Origin of the sequence: Sinorhizobium sp. M4_45 (genome assembly GCF_002885915.1) — a bacterium.
Lineage (GTDB): Bacteria > Pseudomonadota > Alphaproteobacteria > Rhizobiales > Rhizobiaceae > Sinorhizobium > Sinorhizobium meliloti_A.
The window spans coordinates 139212-162358 of sequence record NZ_NWVE01000009.1; the positions used below are offsets into that span (position 1 = coordinate 139212).

The following is a 23147-nucleotide window of genomic DNA, read 5'->3' on the forward strand; positions in this document are numbered from 1 at the left end:
ATGCTTTTTCTTAACCGTGCAGGGCGACGATCGCTTCGATCTCGACGGTGATATTGCCGGGCAACGACCCGAAGCCGACCGCGGACCGGGCGTGCTGCCCGGCATCGCCGAAGACCTCGACGAAAAGATCCGAGCACCCATTGATGACGCCGGGATGATCCTCGAAGTCTGGTGTCGCATTGACCATGCCGAGCAGCTTGACGACGCGCCGTACCCGGGAAAGGTCTCCCAGTGCCTCCTGCAGGACGGCCAGCAGGTTGATGCCTGTGAGTCGCGCGTGGCTATAGGCATCGGCGACATCGACGCCGCCCGGTCCCACCTTGCCGGTATGCATGAAGCCATCGGCCTCACGCGGGCCCTGGCCGGAAAGGTAGATCAGATCGCCTTCGCGCACATGCGTCACGAAATTGGCTATCGGCGGCGGGGGGGGCGGCAACACGATGCCGAGCGACGTCAGCCGCTCGGCAGGCGAACCCGTCCTGTCGGCGGCGGTTGCCGTGGAACTGTTCACGCGAACTCCTGTGTCCTGTAAAAATGAGAGTGGCCCCGGCTTAACGGTATGAATAGCCGTGGCTGTGACGCACGAGTTTTCGCGCGCGCGGGATATAGCGGCTGGCTGACACAGCTTCCGCGCCGATGATGGCATAGCGCGGTTCGAAAATGCGGGTGAGCACCGAGACGTCACCATTCGAATCGGTCGCCTCGATATCGGCATCGACCAGATCGAAAACGGTGAAGTCGGCCCGCTCGCCAACGGCGAGGCGGTTTTCCATCGGCAGCTTGATAACGGACGCCGGCGCCTGCGTAACTGCCTCCACCACCTTGTCGAACGGCATGCCGACCACCAGCAGTTTTGACATGGTCGTCGCCAGATCCCAGACCGGGAAGTTCATCGAGTGGTCGTGCAGATCGGTCGAGATAGAGAATGGCAGAAGGCCCCGCTTGATTGCCGCCTCGGCAACCTTGAACGAGAAGGACGCCCCGCCATGGCCGATATCCAGCCGGATACCGTCGCCGGCACATCGCTCGGCGAGATCGAACAGATCCTCGTCTTCCATGATGCTCGAGCCAGCCTTGCCGTTGAAACAATGGGTGACGATGTCGCCGGGGCCGAGGATTTCCAGCACTTCGTCATAGAGCGCCGGAGGTTCACCGACATGCACCATCATCGGTATCTTGAGGATCTTGGCGATTTTCTTTCCGAGCTTGACCGGCGTCACGCCCCAGGATCCGGTGATGACGTGGCTCGCTCGGACCTTGATGCCGACGATATGCTCGCTGTTTTCGGCGTAGACCTCAAGAATGCGGTCAAGATTGATGTCCTGAATGCTTCTGAGTTCCGGCACGCGGTTGCAGGCGACAAGACCGATGGAGCCGAGATTGATGAAAGCCTTGATACGCTCGCGCGACGGCTCGATGATATATTCGCGAAAACCATGGAAATTGGCTTCGCCCGCGGAGCCGGCATCCACCAGGGTCGTGACGCCACGCTCCGCGCCGCATTCGGACGGGCGCAGGGAAATATCCGTGCCGCCGTGCCAGATGTGCACGTGCAGATCGATCCAGCCGGGCGAGATCCACGCGCCGTTGCCATCGATGCGCTGCACCTCGGTGGATACGGCAAGCGACGGGCCGACTTCGGCAATGCGGCCGTCAGCATTGATCAGGATATCGATCGGGCCGTTTGGTGTGCTGGCGCCGAAGGCAATGGGTTTGACATTGGCGAGGAGCACAGGCCCCTTCGCCTCATATCGATAAGACATGTTTCATAAGTCCTTTCGAAGCCTTGGATCGAGAAGATCGCGCAATCCGTCGCCAACCATCTGCAGCGACAGCACGGAGAGAATGATGGCGAAGCCAGGAAACAGCGTCATCCAGTCGGCTTGGCCGATATATTGCCGGCCGGCGGAGATCATCGTGCCCCAGGTCGGGATTTCCGGGCTGACGCCAAGCCCGAGAAACGAAAGTCCCGCTTCGGCCAGCATGGCGCTGGCAAAGAGAAATGTCCCCTGCACCAGGATCGGCGACAGCAGGTTGCGCAGCACATGCCGCGTAATGATGTGGCGCGTCGAAATGCCAAGCGCCCGGGCGGCCTCGATATAGGGGAGCTCGCGGATCACCAGGGTCGACGCACGAACGATACGCGCCAGGCGCGGTGCGTAGACGATGCTGAGCGCGATGATGACGGTGGTCAGCGATGGCCCCAGCGCGGCCACAAGCGCGATGGCAAGAAGAATGTCTGGAAAGGCCATCATCGCGTCGATCAGCCGGGCGATCGGCGCATCGAATTGCTTGAAGAATCCGGCGATCAGCCCGAGCGTCACACCGATGATCGCGGACAATGTCACGACGGCGGCGCCGACCAATAATGACAGCCGCGCCGAATAGATGGTCCGCGAAAACACGTCGCGGCCGAACTCATCGGTACCGAAGATGAACGTGCCGCCCGGCGGTTTCAACCGGTTGACGATGGACAGTTTTGACGGCGCATAAGGCGCGATCAGCGGGGCAAAGATGGCAAGCAGCACGAAGATCGTCAGAACGATCAGTCCGAAGGCCACGGTCTTGCGCTTCAGCAGGCGCCGGATGAATTTGTTGCGCTCACTGAGCGCCGGTTTCGAGACGATTGCTGTCATCAGTAACGCACCCTCGGATCGACCAGCAGGTAGAGCATGTCGATGGCAAAATTGATCAGGACATAGAGTGCGGCAATGACCAGCAACGCCCCCTGGATGACCGGATAATCGCGCCTGAGCACGGCGGATACCACCAGGTTGCCGACGCCGGGCAGGCCGAACACGGTCTCGGTCACGACGGCGCCTGAGACGAGAACCGCCGCAGTCAGGCCGATCACCGTGAGGATCGGAACCAGCGCATTCTTCAACGCATGCTTGAGGATGACACGCCGCTCGATCAGACCCTTGGCGCGGGCAGTCCGGATATAGTCATCTCCGAGCACATCGAGCATCGAGGCGCGGGTGAAGCGCAGGACCAGCGCCGAGGAGACGATGCCGAGCGCAAACGCCGGCAGCGTCAGATGATACATCCGCTCAGCAAACGTCGATCCCGGTCCGCCGTAGCCCGACACGGGGAACAGATCGAGACGGACGGCAAAGACCTGCATCATGATCAGGCCAAGCCAGAAGCTCGGAATGCTGGCAGCCAGCATCGCCAGCGCTGTTGCTGCCTGGTCGAAGAGCGAACCACGCCGATAGGCCGCATAGATCCCGATCGGCAAGGCGATGGCGCTGGCGATGAGGAGCGAGAACAACGTAAGGAAAAAGGTCGGCTCGGCCCGCTCGAGCAGGGCCGATGCGACCGGCATGTTGAGGAAGATCGATTGGCCGAGATCGCCCTTCAGCAGCTGCCCCATATAATAGATGTATTGAACGCCCAGCGAACGGTCGAGGCCCAGCCGCATGCGCAGCTCCGCAATATCCTGGGCGCTGGCGTCCGGCCCGAGCATGACCGCTGCCGGATCGCCGGGCGTCACCCGTACGATCACGAAGACGATCGTGACGACAAGGAACATCACGACGATCATGCCGAAGAGGCGCTGGAGAATATACCGTATCATGAAAGCCTGATCCTCATGCTCCGGAGAGCGCGCAGGTCTGCAAAGGACACCGGCTCGAGCGAGCCGATGTCTCCGACTGAGGAATGATCATTTCGTAATCGACGCGTTCCAGAAAAATGGCCAAGGGGCCGGATCGACGCCTTCCAGTTTTGTCGACTTGGCAGCCACCGCGTTGAAATTACCGATCTTCATGAAGGCCGCGTCGTCATAGATCGCCTTTTGGACATCGGCGAAGAGCGCAACACGCCTGTTTGGATCGACCTCAGAAGTGAATGCATCCACGGCTGCCTTGCGGGCGGGGGTGTTCCACCAGCCCGGCGAACTGGTCGAAAGCGAGCCGATCAGAGCCGGCTCCGGCAGGAACGGGCTGTGGGTGATATAGACGTCCCAAAGCTTGGGATCGGCCCGGCGCTGCGTCAGCGTTGCCCAGTCGACCACCTGCATATCGACGGTAAAGCCGGCAAGCTTGAGATATTCCGCCGCGACCTGGGCCATCTTGTAATGAAATTCATATTGGCGGCTGGTGAGAATCCGCAGTGGCTCGCCATTGTAACCGGCGGACTTCAGCGCTGCCGCCGCGCCTTCCGGGTCCGCCACATTGTAGGCTCCGTCAGTGCCGGCTTCGGTATGCCAGGAATAGGCCTCCGGGTAGATCGCGCCATCGAGGGAAAAGAAGTCCGGGCTGCCGAAGGCCGCAGCCATCATGTCTTCCATGCTGAGCGCCTGGCGGATGGCCTTGCGCACGGCGACGTCCTTGTTCAGCCCCTCGGCCGTATTGAAGACAAAGACCGGATAGCCGAATGGCTTGAGCATGATCGGCTGCGTCGAGGCCGAAGCCTTGACCTTGTCGAAAGATTCGACCGGGATGGAATCCACATAGTCATACTGGCCGGATACTGCCGCTTCGACACGCGTGTTGGGATCAGGAACGGGGACAAAGCGGATTTCGTCGAGATACTGGTGTCGAGCGCCGCCGTAGCCATCGCTCTCGCCGGCCCGGGATTTGTAGCCCTCGAAACGGGTCAGCTGGATATATTGGTCGGCCTTGCGCTCCTTGAGCATGTAGGGACCTGTACCGATGAAGTCCTTCATCACGTCATCCTGCTTTTCCGACGGGATGATGATGGCTGCCGAGTTGTTGAAGGCGAGCAGGGACGCCAGCGGCGCGTAGGGCTGCGTCAGGGTGATCTTCACCGTTGCCGGATCGGCAGCTTCGATGGAAGCAATGAAGCCTGCTGCCTGCTTGCCGCGCGAAGCAATCTTTTCCCAGCGGGCAAGAGAGGCGACAACATCCTCGGATGTCATGTCCGTATCATCGTGGAATTTGATGCCGGTACGCAGCTTGATTGTGTAGGTTTTACCGTCGGCGCTGATGTCCGGCAGGCTATCGGCCAGAAGCGGCGTGACGTTCCAGTTCTTGTCGAATGTGTAGAGGGTCTCGAAAATATGCTGCGTAACGATACCGACGAGATCGGCCGTCGATGACATCGGATCAAGCGTCGGCGGCTCACCGATCGTGGCGACATTGACGATGCCGCCCTTTTCCTGAGCGAAAAGGCCGGAAGGAAGGATTGTCAGTGCAGTTCCCAGCAGAAGTGCAGTCACCTTTTTCACGTTGAAGTTCCCCTTGTTCTACTATTATGTTATATGTGTTCTTATAAAAGAATATTGGATAAGCGGTGGCTGTCAATCGAAAATTGAACTGCCACACGTTTCCATTGTCCGATCAGCGGCTGATCGCCCCCGGTTCTTCGTCCATGGCGCCGCCTAAGAGCTCGGATTTAACGGAGTTCAACATTGTGCGCGCAGACGCGGATCTTTTGTGGGCGTTGCACAGTAGGCGCGGCGAACCTTCCTCGCTGTGCGCCTTTCCGGGGTGATTTCGTTGAGAGCTTGAACACCGAAAGGATCGGCACTTCGCAAACGATGCGAAACGTGGGCAGCCTGATCGATGTCAGGAACGGCTCCTCAGTCGCGTGGCGGCTGCTCGACGACGATAAATGGAGTTGTGGCTTGTGGTTTTGGAATTTGTCGCGATTGCGGTCCGGCTCGCAAAATTGCTTCAGCTCGGCAGGCGACGCGGGTCGAACTGTCGGGGATCGAGTCCTTCGGCCCGGAAGGCTGCGGGCGGTGCGGTGTCGCTCAGAAGGGCAGCCGCCAGAGCGCCCAGCGCAGGCGAGGTGAGAATTCCATAGCCTCCCTGGCCGGCCAGCCAGAAGAAATCCGGACAGCCTGGCGCAAAACCGATGACCGGCAGTCGGTCAGGGGAAAAGCTGCGCAGACCCGCCCAGCTCTTGACGATTCTTCTTACCGGGACCGTTGTCGCCTCTTCGACGTAGTGTGCGGCCCAGGCGACGTCGATCTCCTCCGGCTGTACGTCCGATGCTTCGCACGGCGTCGCGTCGGCGGGCGAGGCGAGCAGCCTCCCACCCTCGGGCTTCATGTAAAAATCTTCATCTATCTCGTTGATTTCAGGATGCTTTGCTGCATCGACGCCTGCCGGAAGGTCAACGGTGATGGCGGTGCGCCGATGCGGGACGATGCCGCTCGGCATTACGCCGAAGACCGCTGCAACCGGGTCCACCCAGGCCCCGGCCGCGTTGACGACGATCCTGGCTCCGATCTCACCGGCCGCCGTGCCCAGCAGCCAGCCCGATCCATGATGCCGAGCGGCGAGGATTTCATGGCGCTCGAGGATGTCGCAGCCGTTGCGGCGGGCGCCCTTGACGTAGCCCTGGAGCAGGTTCTCGATCTCGATGTCCCAGAAATTCGGGTCGTGGAAGGCGGCTGCGACATAGTCGGGATTGAGGATCGGAACGCGGGCAAGCGCCTCGTCCTTCGTGAGCCGTTCGATTTCAGGCGTGAATTCGCGTTCTTCGCCGAGCAGCTTTTCAAATCGATCGAGTTTCCCGGCACCAGCGATCATCACGCCGCCGCGTTGCCTTAACAGCGGCACGTCGCTGAAGCCTTCCGGCGGCCGATCGAAAAAGGCTTTCGATATCGTCGCGAGTTTGCAGATCTCCGGCGCGTTGTATCTGAGCACGAACTCGGCGGCCGAGCGGCCGGTGCTGTGATAGCCGAGCGCCTCCTCCCGTTCCAGGACGGCGACGGAACGATGCGGGCTCAGGAAATAGGCGAGCGACAAGCCGGCGATCCCGCCCCCGATAATCACGACGTCGTAGTTTGCCATATACCGCTCCCGCAACTTGACGGCGGAGAATAGGGGCGGTGCGGGTGCCGCTCAAATTTATAGTGGTAAATGTCGCTATCAATCCTGCTGATGGTCGCAATGATCCAGCGCTTCGGTGTCGGCGACGTGGGCGAGAAAGGCGGCTTCGGCCGGATTGAGGATGGAGTTCGGATTGGAAATGCGGAACACGTCGGTCGTCGGCAGGTCGCGATAGGGGGGCAACTGCCACAAATCTCCCGCCGCGACGGCCTCGCGGGCGATATGATCGGGCAGCATGCCGATGCCGACATCGGCGGCGATCAGCCGCATGACCTCCTCGACATTGCAGGAGACGCCCCGAACCTGCTGGCCGAAGGAGCCTACGGCGCGGACTGCGGTCACGGAATTCATGTGCTGACCGCCGAGTACATCGGCTATGAAGGCGATGTAAGGATCGCCGCGCAGATCGTGGAAATCAACGCCCTCGACGCCGAAAAGCCGGTGGCCGCGGCCGCAGTAGAGCGCGTAGCGCTCGCGTATGTGGAAGCTCTTGTTCAAGCCCTCCGGTATGATGCCGTCGCAGAGGCCCATCGTTGCAATGTTGCGCTCGACGGCGCTCAACACGTCGACGGTCGTCGCCACCGTCATCGATATCGTCACCTTCGGATGCATGCGAAAGAAGCTGCCGAGTTTTCGGTCCCAGGCGGGATTGTGGGCGTGGCTCACCGCATGGATGTTGAGATGACCGGTGATCTCCTCGCCCGCCGTTTCCAGAACATGCGGCAGGCGAATGACGGCGGCGAAGATATCGCGGCACTGGAGGTGCAGTTTCTCACCTGCTTCCGTCAGATCGAAACGCCCCGGGCGGCGGTCGATCAGTTTCTGCCCGATGGTCTGCTCGAGCCGTTTGAGGGCCATGCTGACGGCGGGCTGCTGCAGGAGCAGCCGGTTTGCGGCCGCCGTGATGCTGCCTTCCTCGACGACCACGACGAAGGTGCGCAACAGGTTCCAATCGAGATTGTGGGCGAAACGTTCGAGGCGGTTGTTGGTCATGGTGGCCGGCGGAGCGATAATGTACTTTATGCATATTCAGAAGAATGGTCGCTTGCACAAGGCCAATCGCCACGGCGCCGATCAGATGAATCATGCAGCAGGCGCATGAGCCAGTGTCTCAATTTCGTTTGAAAGCCTTGACCCGGCTTGTCATAACACAGGCGCGACAATGCGACGGGAGATAGAGATGGCCGGCAAAAGCCAATTCCAGTGGGACGATCCGTTCCTCCTCGAGGATCAACTGAGCGAAGACGAGCGGATGATCCGCGACACGGCGCGCGCCTATGCCCAGGAAAAGCTGCAGCCGCGCGTGATCGAAGCTTACCGCGAGGAGACGACGGACCCGGCGATTTTCCGCGAGATGGGCGACCTCGGCCTGCTCGGCGTGACCGTTCCCGACACCTATGGCGGTGTCGGCGCGTCCTACGTCGCTTACGGTCTCGTCGCACGCGAGGTGGAGCGCGTCGATTCCGGCTATCGCTCGATGATGAGCGTGCAATCGTCGCTCGTCATCTATCCGATTTTCGCCTACGGCTCGGAAGAGCAGAAGCGGAAGTTCCTTCCGAAGCTTATCAGCGGCGAGTGGATCGGCTGCTTCGGGCTGACTGAGCCGGACGCCGGCTCCGATCCGGCGGGCATGAAGACCCGGGCGATCAAGACCGAAGGCGGCTACCGTCTCGTCGGCTCCAAGATGTGGATCTCCAATGCGCCGCTCGCCGATGTCTTCGTCGTCTGGGCGAAGTCGGAAGCGCATGACAATGCCATCCGGGGCTTCGTGCTGGAAAAAGGCGCGAAAGGCCTTTCCGCACCGAAGATCGCAGGCAAGCTCTCGCTGCGCGCATCGATCACCGGCGAAATCGTTCTCGACAATGTCGAGGTCGCAGACGACGCGCTGCTGCCGAATGTCGAGGGGCTGAAGGGACCATTCGGCTGCCTCAACCGTGCTCGCTACGGAATTTCCTGGGGCGCGCTCGGCGCGGCCGAATTCTGCTGGCATGCGGCCCGTCAGTACGGTCTCGACCGCAAGCAGTTCAACCGACCGCTCGCCCAGACCCAGCTTTTCCAGAAGAAGCTCGCCGACATGCAGACCGAGATCGCGCTCGGGCTGCAGGGCTCGCTCAGGGTCGGACGGCTGATGGACGAGGGCCGCATGGCCCCGGAGATGATCTCGATCGTCAAGCGCAACAATTGCGGCAAGGCACTCGATATTGCGCGCATGGCCCGCGACATGCATGGCGGCAACGGCATTTCCGAGGAATATCAGGTCATGCGCCACATGATGAACCTCGAGACCGTCAACACCTATGAGGGCACGCACGACGTGCATGCCCTGATCCTCGGCCGCGCCCAGACCGGGCTGCAGGCCTTCTTCTGAGCGGCGCCGCCATGGAAGCGCCGCTCAAGGGCATCCGCGTGCTCGAACTTGCCCGCATACTGGCGGGCCCCTGGATCGGGCAGACCCTTGCCGATCTCGGCGCCGACGTCATCAAGGTCGAGAGCCCGGCCGGAGACGACACCCGGACCTGGGGACCTCCCTTCGTGAAAGGCGAAGACGAGGAAAGGTTGGATGCTGCCTATTTTCACGCGTGCAACCGCGGCAAGAGGTCTGTCGTTCTCGACTTTACGACCGCAGAGGGGCAGGAGGCGGTGCGCCGGCTTGCCGCGCAATCCGACGTCTTGCTCGAGAACTTCAAGGTCGGCGGCCTCGCCAAATACGGTCTCGATTATGAAAGCCTCAGGAAAGTCAATCCGCGGCTCATCTATTGCTCGGTCACCGGCTTCGGGCAGGACGGGCCCTATGCTCACCGCGCCGGCTACGACTACATCGTCCAGGGCATGAGCGGCATCATGGACCTGACGGGCGAGCCGGACCGTGAACCGCAAAAGATCGGCGTTGCCTTCGCAGATATTTTCACCGGGCTCTATGGTGTTATCGCGGTGCAGGCGGCCCTGGCACAGCGGGAACGCACGGGCGAGGGCCAGCAGATCGACATGGCGCTGCTCGACTGCATGACGGGCGTGCTCGCCAATCAGGCGCTGAACTTTCTCGTTTCCGGCAAGGCACCGCGGCGGCTCGGCAATGCCCATCCGAATATCGCACCCTATCAGGTGTTTCCGACCGCCGACGGGCATCTGATCGTCGCAGTCGGCAACGACCGCCAATTCGTGAAATTCTGCGAACTCCTAGGCCGGCCGGATCTCGCCTCGGATGCCCGCTATCATACGAATGCAGACCGCGTGCAGCACCGCGAGAGCCTGACACCGGAGCTCGCGGCGGAAACGGCGAAGTTCGAGCGGGATACGTTGCTCGCCCGGCTCGAAGCCGCAGGCGTACCCGGTGGCCCGATCAACTCCGTCGCCGACGTTTTCGCCGACCCGCAGGTCGTCCACCGGCAGATGCGGGTGGAGACACCCCACACCGGCGCGGCGGCAGGAACGTCGCCGGGCGTCCGCACGCCGATCCGCTTCTCCGGTGCAACGCTTTCGCTCGAGCGCGGCGTGCCCCGGCTCGGGGAACATACGGATGAGGTGCTGGCGGAGATCGGAATGGTCTTGTCGAAAGACCGGTAAGTCAGGCCGGCATCAATCTCCTTCGCCCCGCCTGCGGGACGAAGGAGCCTTTCTCTTGAGCCTAAACCTTCAAGGCCCGATCGAACACGCGGGAAAGCCGCTCTGCAAAGGCGCGGGGGTTTTCGGGCTTGTCGCCGTCGAGGACGCGGGCCTGGTCGAGGAGAAGTCTGACCGCGTCCTCCCGGAAGCCCTTGTCCTCCGTGGAGCAGGCGGCAAGCGCGGTGATCAGGTTATGGTCGGGATTGATCTCGAGGACTGGCTTGGGAGCGCCCTCCATGCGTCCGGCGCCTTGGAGCATTTTTTGGAGCTGAAGGTCAGGCCCCTGTTCGGGCGCAACAAGGCAGACGGCGCTTTCCGTGAGGCGGTCGGAGGTGCGGACGTCCGAAACCACGTCGCCGAGCGTCTCCCTCGCGAATGCCACGAACTCGGTGACGGCGGCGCCCGCTTCCGTCGAAGCGGCGGCCGCATCGTCCTTTTTGGCGATGGCGGCGAGATCGGCCGCACCCTGGGTGATCGACTTGAACGGCTTTCCTTCGAAATCGGGAGCGGTCGTCACCCAGAAGCTGTCGACCGGGCACGTCAGGAGCAGCACCTCGATGCCGCGGGCGCGGAAACCTTCGAGCTGGGGCGACGCCTTCAGCTGGGCGAGGTTGTCGCCGGTCAGGTAGTAGATGGCCGACTGGCCGTCCTTCATCTCCTTGACGTAATCGCTCAAACCGCGCGGCTTGTCGTCATCCGCGGTCGTGCGGAAGCGCGACAGCGCCAGGAGTTGGCCCCGCCGCTCGAAATCTTCGTAAATGCCCTCCTTGATCACGCTGCCGAAGTTTTCCCAGATCTTGGCGAAGGCCTCGGGATCGCTTTCCGCAAGCTTTTCGATGCCGGTCAGGACGCGGTTCGTCAGCCCCTTGCGGATATTTGCGAGAAGAGGACTTTCCTGAATCATTTCCCGCGAGACGTTGAGCGGCAGGTCCGCCGTGTCGACGAGGCCGCGCACGAAGCGCAGGTAGCGCGGCAGCAGTTCCGCCTCATCGGTGATGAAGACGCGCTTGACGTAGAGCTTCATCCGGCCCTTGCGATCGGGGTCGAAAAGATCGAACGGCTTCGAGCCGGGCACGAAGGCAAGCGCGGTATATTCGTGGCGCCCCTCGGCGCGGAAATGAACCGTCAGCGCCGGATCGTCGTACTGCCCGGCAACGCCGCGGTAGAAATCGGTATAATCGTCCTTGCTGATCTCGCTTTTCTGCTTCGTCCAGAGCGCCGTGCCGTCTGCTACCTGTGCCGGTTCTGCACCGGGCTTCTCGACGATCGAGATCGGAACGGGCACGTGACCGGACTGCTCCTTGATGATGCGCTCGACCGTCCAGCGCGAGGTGTAGGTCTTGGCGTCGTCCATCAGATGCAGCGTAATGCGCGTACCACGCGACGGCGCGTCCGCGAGATTGACCGCCGAAACCGTGTAGCTGCCCTTGCCGTCGGATGCCCAGTGCCAGGCCTTGTCGGTGCCGGCGCGGCGGGAAACGACATCGACGTTGTCGGCGACCATGAAGGCCGAATAGAAGCCGACACCGAACTGGCCGATGAGCTGGGCGCCGTCCTTGTTCTGCGCGGCTTCAATCCGCTCCATGAAGGCACGCGTGCCGGAGCGCGCAATCGTGCCCAGCGATTCGACAAGCTCGTCGCGGCCCATGCCGATGCCGTTGTCCTCGATGACCAGACGGGCATTCTCCTCGTCGAGCGTCAGAGTGATGCGCGAGGCGGGATCGCTGCCGAGGAGCTCCGGGGCGACGATCGCTTCGTAGCGCAGCTTTTCGCAGGCGTCGGCCGCGTTCGAAATCAGCTCGCGGAGAAAGACGTTCTTATCGGAATAGACGGAGTGCACCATCAGGTGCAGCAGCTTCGCCACGTCGGCTTCGAAGACATGTTTCTCTACGGACGTTTCGACTTCACTCATTGCGTTTTCGGACCTCGTTGACGTTTGCTCCCAATTGGCAAGCCGCGGCCTGAATTTCAAGGGTCGTCTTGCGGCAGCCCCGCTTCGGTGCGAAGCTCCTGTCAGATGGAAGCGCTGCTCGTCATCAATGCCGGCTCGTCCAGCCTGAAGTTCCAGATATTCGGGATCGCCACGGCGGGGCTCGAGCGGCAGGTTCGTGCGAAACTGGACGGCATCGGAACCCGGCCGCGCCTGAAGGCGACGGCAGCCGACGGCACCGAGCTCATCGATCGGAGCTTGGACAGGACCGATGTTCGCGACCTTCCCGCGGCCCTGTCGGTCGCACGCGACTGGCTGGCGACGCTTCGCGGTTTCGACCTCTGGGCGATCGGCCATAGGGTGGTGCATGGCGGTCCGGATTACGTCCGGCCGGTGCTGATCGACACGACGGTGCTCGACCGTCTGTCAAGCTATCAGGACCTCGCACCGCTGCACCAGCCCAACAATCTCGCGCCGATCCGGCTCGCTATGGAAATCAAACCCGATGTGCCGCAGGTCGCCTGTTTCGACACGGCCTTCCATCGAGGGCGCGCCGAGCATACCGATTGCTATGCCCTGCCGCGCGCCTTCTATGAGCAGGGTGTGCGGCGCTATGGCTTTCATGGGATTTCCTATGAATATATCGCCGGTCGACTGCGCGAGGTGGCGCCGGAGGTCGCCCGCGGCCGGGTGATCGTCGCCCATCTCGGCAGCGGCGCGTCGATGTGCGCGCTGAACGACGGACGCAGCGTCGAAACGACGATGGGCTTTACCGCACTTGACGGGCTGCCGATGGGCACGCGGCCGGGCCAATTGGATCCCGGCGTCGTTCTCCACCTGCTCCGGGACATGAGTGCACAAGCTGTGTCGGACCTCCTCTACCACCAGTCCGGCCTGAAAGGTCTCTCCGCCATATCGAACGACATGCGCGAGCTTCTGGAGAGCGAGGACCCGCGTGCTTCCTTCGCGATAGACCATTTCGTGCACCGCTGCGCGCTCAACGCCGGCATGCTGGCCGCAGCCTTGGGGGGCCTCGATGCTTTTGTCTTTACGGGCGGCATCGGCGAAAACGCCGCGCCGATCCGGGCCCGTATTTCCGAAGGCCTGGCCTGGCTCGGCGCGCGGCTCGATCCGGCCGCAAACGATGCAGATGCCTCGGTCATCTCGAAGGCAGGAAGCCGCGTCGCGCTCCACGTCATGCCTACCGACGAGGAACTGATGATCGCCCGCCATACGCTTGCGATCATCCGTGCTCCTTGAAGAGCCGGCCCGAAATGTTGTTGTTCCGACAGTTCCCCTCCCAATACGGAACGCCTCTACATGTGGCATGCTTCGGCTGAAGCGTGAACCGTGCCGCAAATCGTCTCCCCCCTTGTGGGGGAGATGGCCGGCAGGCCAGAGGGGGCGTCTCGGGGGGCGTCCCGGCGGTCGGCAGGCGCCCGGTCAGATGTTGCCCATGCAGAGATATTTCATCTCGAGATAGTCCTCGAGGCCGTGGCGGGAGCCTTCCCGGCCGATGCCGGATTGCTTGATGCCGCCGAAGGGAGCGGCCTCAGAAGACATGCGGCCCGTATTGATGCCGACCATGCCGTATTCCAGAGCCTCGGCGACATGCCAGACCCGCTTGAGGTTCTCGGCGTAGAAATAGGCAGCGAGACCGTAGATCGTATCGTTCGCCTCGGCCACCACCTGCTCGGCAGTCTCGAAGCGGATGATCGGGGCGATCGGCCCGAATGTCTCTTCCTGCGCGATGCGCATGTCGTGCGAGATGCCGGTAAGCACCGTCGGTTCGAAGAAGGTGCCGGTCGTTCCGATCCGGCTGCCGCCCGAGCGCACTTGCGCTCCCTTGGCCACCGCGTCGGCCACATGCGCTTCGATCTTGTCGATCGCGTGGACGTCGATCATCGGACCGATGGCGACGTCGGGAGCAAAACCGTCACCGACCGTGAGTTCGCGCACGCGCGTGACGAACTTGTCGGCAAACGCGTCATGCACCGCGGATTGCACATAGATGCGGTTCGCCGAAACGCAGGTCTGGCCGGCATTGCGGAATTTCGCCTGGAGCGCGCCGTCCACCGCCTCGTCGATATCGGCGTCGTCGAAGACGATGAACGGGGCGTTGCCGCCGAGCTCGAGGCTTACCTTCTTGATCTGGTCGGAGCATTGCCGCATCAGGAGCCTTCCGACCTCTGTCGATCCGGTGAAGCTGATCTTGCGAACCTTGGGATTGCTGCAGAGTTCGCGCCCGATCGGGGCGCCTTCGGAGGCGTAGAGAAGATTGAGTACGCCTTCGGGAAAGCCCGCCTTCTCGGCAAGCGCGAACATCGCGCCGGCTACCAGCGGCGTCTGTTCGGCGGGCTTCAGGACGATGGTGCAGCCGGCGGCAAGCGCCGGGGAAATCTTGCGCGCGACCATCGAAGCCGGGAAATTCCAGGGCGTGATCGTGCCGACCACGCCGACCGGCTGCTTGATCACGAGCATACGCCGATCGTTGGCGGGTGCCGGGAAGGTCTCTCCGTAGACGCGCTTGGCTTCCTCCGCGTACCATTCGACGTAGGATGCGGCGTGCAGCACTTCGCCCTTTGCCTCGCCGACGGGCTTGCCCATTTCGGCAGTCAGGATAGAGGCGAGGTCGTCGGCATGCTCGACGAGCAGGTCGTGCCAGCGGCGCAGGATGATGCTGCGATCCTTGGCCGGCTTGCCGGCCCACAGAGGCTGGGCGAGGGCGGCCGCGTCGATAGCCGCGCGTGCGTCATCGATTCCCATGTCCGGAAGCGTCGCGAGCAGTTCGCCGGTCGATGGGTTGGAAACATCGAAGGTGGGGCCGGCCGGCTGTCCGGAAGACGGCGTGACTTCGCCGAGGGAGGCTAAGACCTTCGGTCGCCGGATGAGTCTGGTGAGTGCGGGTGTCAGGGCCATGGGGCGTCCTCCCGCGATGCCTGCGGCGACCGCAGGCTTCGCTTCTATTCCTTGTGAGGGCGCGGATCGTGCGCCCCGGCATGGGCGACCGCGATAGCGGCCGGTCCGGCAGCCGTCAACCGCGTGCTTCGAGGATCGATGCCTCGATAATGTCGAGGGCTTCTGCGAAGACCTCGTCCTGGATCGTTATCGGCGCCAGGAAGCGGATGACATTGCCATGGACGCCGCAGGTCAGCAGGATCAGCCCCTTTTCGAGGGCAAGGAGGCGGACCTTGTTTGCGAATTCGGCGCTCGGCAGGTTCGTCCTCACGTCGTTGAATTCGACGGCGTTCATGAAGCCGGGTCCGCGGATGTCGACGATTTCCGGTGCTTTCTCGCGGATCGCCGCAAGGCGCTGCTTCAACCGGTTGCCGAGCTGGTTCGCCCGCTCGCAGAGGTTCTCCTCAACAATCACGTCGAGGACCGCATGCGCGGCGGCGATGCCGAGCGGATTGCCGCCATAGGTGCCGCCGAGGCCGCCCGGCCCGGGCGCGTCCATGATCTCGGCTCGGCCGGTGACGGCCGCAAGCGGGAAGCCGCCGGCGAGGCTCTTCGCCATCGTCGTCAGATCCGGCGCGACGCCGTGATGTTCCATGGCGAAGAGCTTGCCGGTGCGGGCAAAGCCGGTCTGCACCTCGTCGGCGATCAGCAGGATGCCGTGCTGGTCGCAGATCTCGCGAAGCGCCTTCATGAAGGCGGTCGGGACCGGATAGAAGCCGCCTTCTCCCTGAACCGGCTCGATGATGATCGCCGCGACACGGGCCGGATCGACATCGGCCGCGAAGAGCTTCTTCAGCGCCGAAAGCGACTGCTCGACAGTCACGCCGTGAAGCTCGATCGGGAAGGGGGCGTGAAAGACGTCTGCCGGCATCGCGCCGAAACCGACCTTGTACGGAACGACCTTGCCCGTCAGCGCCATGCCCATGAAGGTGCGGCCGTGGAAACCGCCCCCGAAGGCGACAACCGCCTGGCGGCCCGTCGCGGCGCGCGCGATCTTGACGGCGTTCTCGACGGCTTCCGCGCCGGTCGTGACGAAGATGGTCTTTTTCGCGAAGTCGCCCGGCACGATCGCGTTCAGGCGCTCCGCCAGATGCACGTAGTTTTCGTAGGGCACCACCTGGTGGCAGGTGTGGGTGAAGCGATCGAGCTGCGCCTTGACGGCAGCGATCACCTTCGGGTGGCGGTGGCCGGTATTGACCACGGCGATGCCGGCGGCAAAGTCGATGTAGCGGTTGCCTTCCTTGTCGAAGATCTCCGCGTTTTCCGCGCGCTCGGCATAGACCTGCGTGGTCATTCCGACACCGCGGGAGATGGCTGCATTCTTGCGATCTGTGAGGCTCGTCATCGTTGTCGTCCTGGTCGAGAGGGAATATATTGCATTTTTTCTGCAACTTTTCTCAGGAAGAGGTACATTTTTCAGGATGGATTGCAAATCAAATTTGCTGATCGAGACAACACCCGGATTGATGGGCGCTTCTTGTGCAGCCGCCGCGCTCGCGGCTAGATAGCCGCCAGCGATCGGCGGCACGGATCCGGCACGGTGATGAGGATATGAATTGATGGGCGGTATTGGCACCATTCGCTACAAGGTTGCCGAGGCGGCAAGGCTAGCGGGCGTGTCCGCCTCGACGCTCAGGCTTTGGGAAACGCAAGGTCTCGTCGTGCCGGAGCGTTCGGTGACGGGGCATAGACAATATACCGATGCCGATCTCGCCCGGCTGAAGCGCATTTCCTGGTTCCGCTCCGAACGCGGCCTCAACCCCGCAGCGATCAGGGAGGCTCTGGAGGCTGAAAGCGCCTTTACCGAAGACGAAAATGGCTCCGCCACGCCCACCGACGACAATGGCGACCTGCAGGTCGGGCGGAAGCTGCGCAGTCTGAGACATGCCGCAGGCAAGACGCTGGAGCAGGTGGCCGGCGACATAGGCATCGCCGCATCCGTGCTCTCGACCCTGGAGCGGACGTCGCAGGGCGTCTCCGTCGCCGTTCTGCACAACCTCGCCGAATATTTCGGAACCACCGTATCGAGCCTCTCCGGCGAAGGGGAGACAAGAGCGCGGGCGCTCGTGCGGGCCGGCGAATGGCGCAATTGGCCGCGCACGACACCGGGGGTGACGGTGCAGTTGCTGGCCGAAGGCAAGAACCAGATGGATTGCCATCGCTTCGTTCTGGCACCAGGCGCCTCGAGCGAGGGCGCCTACCGGCATGAGGGGGAGGAATTCGTCTACGTCCTCTCCGGACATGTGGAGTTCGTGCTGGATTCGGATCAGTTCTACGATCTCCACCCGGGCGACTCCCTTTATTTCGAGAGCCGCCGCCGCCATGCCTGGTCGAACAGGCACGACGGCGAAACCGTGTTGTTGTGGATCAACACGCCGCCGACGTTTTGATAGAAAACATCGGCACTTACAGCGTGAAAATAATTCAGATGTTTATGTGCTGACAGATGTATTCCGACGTAATGAGTCGGGCCGCTGCCAACCAACGCCTATTCAATCGCGCCGACGCTAAATATTGCGCCCAAGACACACTCCCGGCGTCTTGGGAATCGGCCGGCTATGTTGATGAAGGGCGGAACAAAGTTTGGCCCGATTCCCCCGTTCAGCCTCGAACAGTTCTTTAGCCTGCCCGACCGCTTGCTTCCATCGCCAAGCGATCAACGAACCTGATTGCAGACGATGCACCTGTTCGCGAATCGACGGAAGAAAGCTCGAACGGAGAGGGAGTGTTGATGCAGATGGTGCGCGACCAGCAGCTGGACGGCCTGAGAGCCGTAGCTGTCACAATGGTGCTCTACGCGCATTTCTTCGCAGCCGATGGATCCCATTGGGGCCATCTCGGCGTTCGGCTGTTTTTCGTATTGAGCGGCTTCCTGATAACCCGCCTGCTGCTCGATGCGCGCGACGCTGCCCGTTTCGAGCCGGCGACGGCACTCAAATCCTTCTACGCGCGCCGCGCACTTCGCATCTTCCCCCCTTACTTCGCCGTCCTCGCCGCCGTTTTTTTTCTTGATCTGGAACGATCGAAGGAGGTCATGGCGTGGCACGCCCTCTATCTGTCCAATTTCTGGTACGCGCTGCAGAACGAATGGTCGCCGTGGGTTCTCTGTCATACGTGGAGCCTGAGCATCGAGGAGCAGTTCTACCTCGTATGGCCACTGATCGTGCTGCTCGTGCCGCGCCGGTCGGTTGCCGGGGTTTGCATCGGCGTAATCGTTTGCTCGCTCGCCTACCGCTTTTACTGGCCGCTCACCGGTACTCCATCACTCGCGCGGGACCTTTTGCCGCCGGCGTCGATGGATGCGCTGGCCGTGGGCGCGCTGCTCGCCGCCCGCCCATCCTGGCGAGTCGGTTGGCCGGCATGGGCAAAACTGAGCTGGATGCCGCTTTCGCTCGCTTCGCTCGTCCTCGTGTGGTCGAAGCCGGTCGCCATGACACCGGTCGTCGCGTGGTTCGCCTGGATTGGCCTGGAGGTCCTCCCGCTCCTGCCGCTCGCCATGCTGGTCGGCGGCTGTTCGAAGGGGATCGGCGGGCTTGCCGGTCGGCTCGTCGCGCTTTCGCCTTTGGCGGCGCTCGGCCGGATCAGCTATGGCGTCTATCTTTTCCACGCGGTCGTGCTGGCCCTGGTCGTTCAAGCGCAGCCTTTCATCCCGGTCAATGTCTCGGATCAGGGGGCAGGGCGGTTCGTCGTTGCAAGTTCACTGACCCTGATGCTCGCCTCGGTTTCCTGGCTGTTCTTCGAAAAGCCGCTCAACGGGCTGAAGCGGCACTTTCCCTATATTCGTTCCGACGGCGGAGCCGGGGCGGCAGTCGCTATCCCTGGCGCCGGTCGTGACGAAGCCCTGCAGCCCCAGAACCTTCGATAAGCTCACGAGCCGAACCATGCCGACGCCCCTCGTCTCCATCGTCCTGCCTGTCTACAATGCGGAGCCGTACATCGCCGCAGCTATCGAGAGCGTGTTGCGCCAGGACTACGAGCGTCTGGAGGTAATCGCGATCGACGACGGGTCGACGGATCGGTCGCGGGACATTCTCGAACGCTATCGCAAGAGCGATTCTCGCGTTTCCATCATTTCCCGCGAGAACCGCGGCCTCATAGCGACACTGAATGAAGGCCTCGCGCTTGTAAAGGGCGAGCTTGTCGCGCGAATGGATGCCGACGACATCGCCTATCCGTCGCGCCTGTCGCGTCAGGTCGCATTGTTTTCCGCAGAGCCCCGGCTCGCCCTTTCCGGCACGGGCATCGACATGCTGATCGGCAATCGGATCATCCGCGGCAAGCCCAATCCCATATACCGCCCGGGAAGCCTGCGAATCCTGTCGATGTTCTTCACCATCTTCATGCATTCGACCGTTGTCTATAATCGTAACGTCATCCCGGAAGAGATGCTCCGCTACGACCCGAACTATGTGCATGCGGAAGATTTCGATCTCTTCAGGCGGATCGCGGATCGTTTCCCAGTCCACATGATCGACGAGGCACTGGTCGCCTATCGCATCCATGAGGATAGCGTGACCAGCAAGCACAAGCGGCAGATGCGCCGGACCCATTTGACCATCGTCGCCGAGAACCTCGCGCGGGATGCCCTTCTCGGAGAATCCGCAGCCCTCGAAGCAATCGGCGCCGCGGTGACGAGCGAGACGGTGGCACGTCTTGCCTACTGGGTCCTGGCGCTAGAGGGCGAGATTTCGGCCCAGCCGGGCGAGGTTCGGCGTGCCTATGAGGACGGCGCCCTTTGCTTCTTCTACTTCCTCTACCAGCTCATTGCCGACGAGGAGCAGCCGCGACTGACCCATGAGTTCCTGACGCGGACCGGGAAATGGGGCCTCATCCGCCGCCGCGAGCGATACGGGCTGCTTGCGGCCGCTCGCGCACCCTGGTGCAGCCGGATTTCGCTCGCCGCGAGCAAGCGGGTGGATCGGCTCGCGCGCCACCTGCAGTCGGTGCCCGCCGCGAGCGTGCTTTCCGGACATGGCTGGACCTGACATGGCCGTCGAACAGCCTGCAAAAGCGCAGAAACATCCAAGAGCACAGGCTGCTCGGCACTCGGTGGCCGCTTCATTGCTCGAAGCGTCGGAGCCGTTCGTCAGCTTCATCGTCTGCACGCGCAACCGCGTCCGGGCGCTTGGCGCCTCGATCCGATCGATCGAGGCCGCATGCCATGCCCATGCGGCGAACAGGAGCGAACTCGTCGTCGTCGACAACGGCTCCACGGACGGCACCCCGGAAGAACTCGCACGCATGGCAGCAGCCTCGACAATGCCGATCACGCTCGCCACCGAGCCTCGCCCGGGTCTCGCCGCGGCACGCAATACAGGGATGGCGCGCGCGCGGGGCCGGATTCTCGTCTTCATCGACGACGACTGCGAGGTGGACAGGAACTATCTCGCCGACCTCCAACGGCACTACGCCAGTGGCGATGCGCGGGTCATCCGCGGAGGACGCGTGGAACTCGGCGATCCTGCCGACCTGCCGTTCACCATCAAGCGGTCGAAAGTCGCGGCACGTCTGACCCGCGAAGTCCACCCCGGCGGCTTCGTGCTCGGCTGCAACATGACCATGCATCGCGACGTCGCGGCACGCATCGGTCCTTTCGACGAGCGCTTCGGCGCAGGCGCGCCGCTGAAGGCCGCGGAAGATACGGATTACCTGGTCCGGGCATTTCGGCTCGGCATTCCGGTCGAATACGTGCCGGACATGGTAGTCCATCATCATCACGGCCGCCGCCTTCGTGCGGCGATCGAAGAACTGCATCGTAATTACAGCCTCGGCAATGGCGGGCTCTGTCTGAAGCACCTGCTCGGCGCGCCCTGGCTCCTCAAGCATTTCGGCTGGACCGTCAGGTCCGCATGCGGCGAAGTTTTCGGAGGCGCCCGCTTCGACCCGAAGCTGCAACTGTCGCATTGGCCGATCGTTTCGATGAACATTGTCGGCGCCGCGCGCTTCGCGCGGATCGCTATGGCAAACGCGGCGCAGCCGACCGAACGGCGCCAGCCCGAACAAGCAGCACCGAAGCTCAGGTGAGGACCGCAAATGCGTAGATTCCTATTGCCGGGACTGGAGGTCCTGCGCGGCGCGCTGGGGCGGCAAATGCGCCTGCTGCCGGCCGTCGTCATTCTCGGCCTCGCCAGCGCCGCGCTCGAAGGCGCCGGCATCGGCCTCATCATTCCGATGCTGGGCATCATCGCAGGAGATGGACAGGCCAACGGCTTGAGCGGCATATCCGCTTACTTTCAGGCGGTAGGAGAGGGCTTGGGAGATGGCGAACGCCTGCTGGTCATTGCGGCCGCCGTGCTCGCGCTGATCGTGCTCAAGAATACCCTCGCCTTCGCCAACACGCTGCTCACGACCTTCATCTACGGCAAGGCCAGCCACGCCATCCGCAGCGCGCTTTCGGATCAGCTCCTGCGGATTGGATATCCGTTCTTCATGCAGCAAAGTCCCGGCCGGCTGCTCAACATCATCTCCAACGAGTCGTGGCGCGCGTCCGACGCGATCCAGACGGTCCTTTCGTCTATCGTGCACGGCTCGGCGGCCGTCATTCTGCTCGCCTTTCTCTTGCTCATGTCCTGGCAGATGACGCTTTTCGTGGCGCTCGGCCTCGTCCTTGTCCAGCTTGCTCATGCAGCGCTCTCCGCGACGCTCAAGGGCCCAAGCCGCCATGTGACCTCCTTCAACAGCGAGCTTGCCGCCAGAATGCTGCATCTCGTTCATGCCGGAAGGCTGATCCGCGCGTTCGGCCAGGAAAGGCGCGAGAAGGATGCATTCGATTCCGCGTCCGACGCCGTTCGCCGTGCCGGCTTTGCCCTCCAGTCACGACAGGGGGCGCTGCCGCCGCTGACCGAGGTGCTCCACTCGGCGTTGTTTCTGGCCGTTGTGGTAAGCGCCTGGTCCGTCGGCGTCAGCTTTCCGGTGATCGTCGCCTTCGTCGTGCTGCTATATCGACTGCAGCCGCATATGCGCGCCCTGCAGATGTCCTGGAGCCAGATTCAGGGCTGGAGCGGATCGCTCGAAGAGGTGCGATGGCTTCTCGACTCCTCCGACAAGCCGAAGCCTCCTCAGGGCAATGCCCCGGTCGACGGCCTGCACGAGGGCATGAAATTCGACCGGGTGACCTTCCGGTATCCCGGTTCCGAGGTGCGTCCCCTGGTGCTGCATTCCGCAAGCTTCGAAATCCGCAGCGGCCGTTCCACCGCGATCATCGGCCGTTCCGGCGCCGGAAAGACGACGATCGTCAATCTCCTCTGCCGTTTCGTCGAGCCGGATGAAGGACGCATCCTCGTCGATGGCGTGCCGCTCGACGAGATCGATCCCGTTCAGTGGCGCCGCCAGATCGCGGTCGCCAGCCAGGACCTCGAACTGGTGGACGGCACCATCCTGGAAAACATCACCTACGGTCAAAGCGCCACACCTGCAGAAGCGGAACGCGCCGCGAAGCTTGCCGAAGCGCACGCCTTCATCGAGCAGCTGCCGCAGGGCTATGAGACGCTCGTCGGCTACAGAGGTGCAAGCCTCTCGGCAGGCCAACGCCAGCGCATCGCGCTTGCCAGAGCGCTGGTGCGCGATCCGGCGATCCTGATCCTCGACGAGGCTACGAACGCGGTCGACGGCCTGTCGGAGGCGGCGATCGTCGAGACGCTGAGATCGAGGGCCGGCAGGCGCACGACGATCGTGATCAGCCATCACCGGAGCACGATCTCGTTCTGCGACGACGTCGTGGTCCTCGGCTCCGGGCGAGTCAAGGGCCAGGCCGCACTGGCGGACGTCGCGTCGCTCAGCATGGACCAGCTCTATGAGCATGAGACCGGCACGGGGGGCGGAGGGTAGAGGTTTGCGGCGCGCGCGCAGAC

Annotated in this window: 18 protein-coding genes; 8 read left to right on the forward strand and 10 right to left on the reverse strand. The window is 62.7% G+C overall.

The features are described 5' to 3' along the window. Positions 1-10 precede the first annotated feature (10 nt). The 7 genes from CN933_RS23305 to CN933_RS23335 all read right to left on the reverse strand — a co-directional run bounded on the left by CN933_RS23305 (position 11) and on the right by CN933_RS23335 (position 7799). The gene (locus CN933_RS23305) at positions 11-511 is read right to left on the reverse strand and encodes a RidA family protein (protein ID WP_102762535.1); all 501 of its coding nucleotides are present in this window, start codon (positions 509-511) and stop codon (positions 11-13) included. Positions 512-551: 40 nt separating this feature from the next. Further along, positions 552-1763, reverse strand: a complete 1212-nt coding sequence (locus CN933_RS23310) for an amidohydrolase/deacetylase family metallohydrolase (protein WP_102762536.1) — start codon at positions 1761-1763, stop codon at positions 552-554. Between the two features lie 3 nt (positions 1764-1766). Continuing rightward, positions 1767-2636: an ABC transporter permease gene (locus CN933_RS23315; RefSeq protein ID WP_018098408.1), complete on the reverse strand. Its 870-nt coding sequence runs from the start codon at positions 2634-2636 to the stop codon at positions 1767-1769. After that, the gene (locus CN933_RS23320; RefSeq protein WP_180980792.1) at positions 2636-3577 is read right to left on the reverse strand and encodes an ABC transporter permease; all 942 of its coding nucleotides are present in this window, start codon (positions 3575-3577) and stop codon (positions 2636-2638) included. The genes CN933_RS23315 and CN933_RS23320 overlap by 1 nt, the downstream gene beginning before the upstream one ends. A gap of 87 nt (positions 3578-3664) precedes the next feature. Further along, positions 3665-5182 (reverse strand): ABC transporter substrate-binding protein, encoded by a 1518-nt coding sequence (locus CN933_RS23325; protein WP_379939397.1) that lies wholly within the window; start codon positions 5180-5182, stop codon positions 3665-3667. Positions 5183-5639: 457 nt separating this feature from the next. After that, on the reverse strand, positions 5640-6767 hold the full coding sequence (locus CN933_RS23330; protein ID WP_102762538.1) for an NAD(P)/FAD-dependent oxidoreductase: 1128 nt from the start codon (positions 6765-6767) through the stop codon (positions 5640-5642). Positions 6768-6845: 78 nt separating this feature from the next. Then, positions 6846-7799, reverse strand: coding sequence for a LysR family transcriptional regulator (locus tag CN933_RS23335; RefSeq protein ID WP_018098412.1), 954 nt, complete (start codon positions 7797-7799; stop codon positions 6846-6848). 187 nt (positions 7800-7986) lie between these two features. On the opposite strand from CN933_RS23335, the gene CN933_RS23340 reads away from it, so the two are divergent. Next, positions 7987-9174 carry an acyl-CoA dehydrogenase gene (locus tag CN933_RS23340; protein ID WP_018098414.1) on the forward strand — a complete coding sequence of 396 codons (1188 nt, stop codon included), beginning with the start codon at positions 7987-7989 and terminating at the stop codon, positions 9172-9174. 11 nt (positions 9175-9185) lie between these two features. Then, positions 9186-10370, forward strand: coding sequence for a CaiB/BaiF CoA transferase family protein (locus CN933_RS23345; RefSeq protein ID WP_102762539.1), 1185 nt, complete (start codon positions 9186-9188; stop codon positions 10368-10370). Between the two features lie 61 nt (positions 10371-10431). On the opposite strand, the gene htpG is transcribed toward CN933_RS23345, so the two are convergent. Next, positions 10432-12321, reverse strand: a complete 1890-nt coding sequence (gene htpG, locus CN933_RS23350) for a molecular chaperone HtpG (RefSeq protein WP_102762540.1) — start codon at positions 12319-12321, stop codon at positions 10432-10434. A gap of 105 nt (positions 12322-12426) precedes the next feature. Between htpG and CN933_RS23355 the strand changes: the two genes are divergently transcribed. After that, positions 12427-13599 carry an acetate/propionate family kinase gene (locus CN933_RS23355; protein ID WP_102762541.1) on the forward strand — a complete coding sequence of 391 codons (1173 nt, stop codon included), beginning with the start codon at positions 12427-12429 and terminating at the stop codon, positions 13597-13599. Between the two features lie 183 nt (positions 13600-13782). Here the strand turns inward: CN933_RS23355 and CN933_RS23360 are convergent, their stop codons facing one another. Then, positions 13783-15258 carry an NAD-dependent succinate-semialdehyde dehydrogenase gene (locus tag CN933_RS23360; RefSeq protein WP_018098418.1) on the reverse strand — a complete coding sequence of 492 codons (1476 nt, stop codon included), beginning with the start codon at positions 15256-15258 and terminating at the stop codon, positions 13783-13785. A 115-nt stretch (positions 15259-15373) separates the two neighbouring features. Further along, complete coding sequence (locus CN933_RS23365) at positions 15374-16642, reverse strand: 4-aminobutyrate--2-oxoglutarate transaminase (protein WP_018098419.1); 1269 nt, start codon at positions 16640-16642, stop codon at positions 15374-15376. Between the two features lie 214 nt (positions 16643-16856). Between CN933_RS23365 and CN933_RS23370 the strand changes: the two genes are divergently transcribed. From CN933_RS23370 to CN933_RS23390, 5 genes are all read left to right on the forward strand, one after another. Beyond that, the gene (locus CN933_RS23370) at positions 16857-17687 is read left to right on the forward strand and encodes a MerR family transcriptional regulator (RefSeq protein WP_018098420.1); all 831 of its coding nucleotides are present in this window, start codon (positions 16857-16859) and stop codon (positions 17685-17687) included. 341 nt (positions 17688-18028) lie between these two features. After that, entirely contained in the window at positions 18029-19162 is a 1134-nt protein-coding gene (locus CN933_RS23375; RefSeq protein ID WP_102762542.1) for an acyltransferase family protein, read from the forward strand. Positions 19163-19178: 16 nt separating this feature from the next. Then, a complete protein-coding gene (locus CN933_RS23380) occupies positions 19179-20282 on the forward strand; it encodes a glycosyltransferase family 2 protein (protein ID WP_102762543.1) in 1104 nt (367 codons plus the stop codon). Position 20283: 1 nt separating this feature from the next. After that, complete coding sequence (locus tag CN933_RS23385) at positions 20284-21321, forward strand: glycosyltransferase family 2 protein (RefSeq protein WP_102762544.1); 1038 nt, start codon at positions 20284-20286, stop codon at positions 21319-21321. A gap of 9 nt (positions 21322-21330) precedes the next feature. Next, the gene (locus tag CN933_RS23390) at positions 21331-23124 is read left to right on the forward strand and encodes an ABC transporter ATP-binding protein (protein ID WP_102762545.1); all 1794 of its coding nucleotides are present in this window, start codon (positions 21331-21333) and stop codon (positions 23122-23124) included. Positions 23125-23147 lie beyond the last annotated feature (23 nt).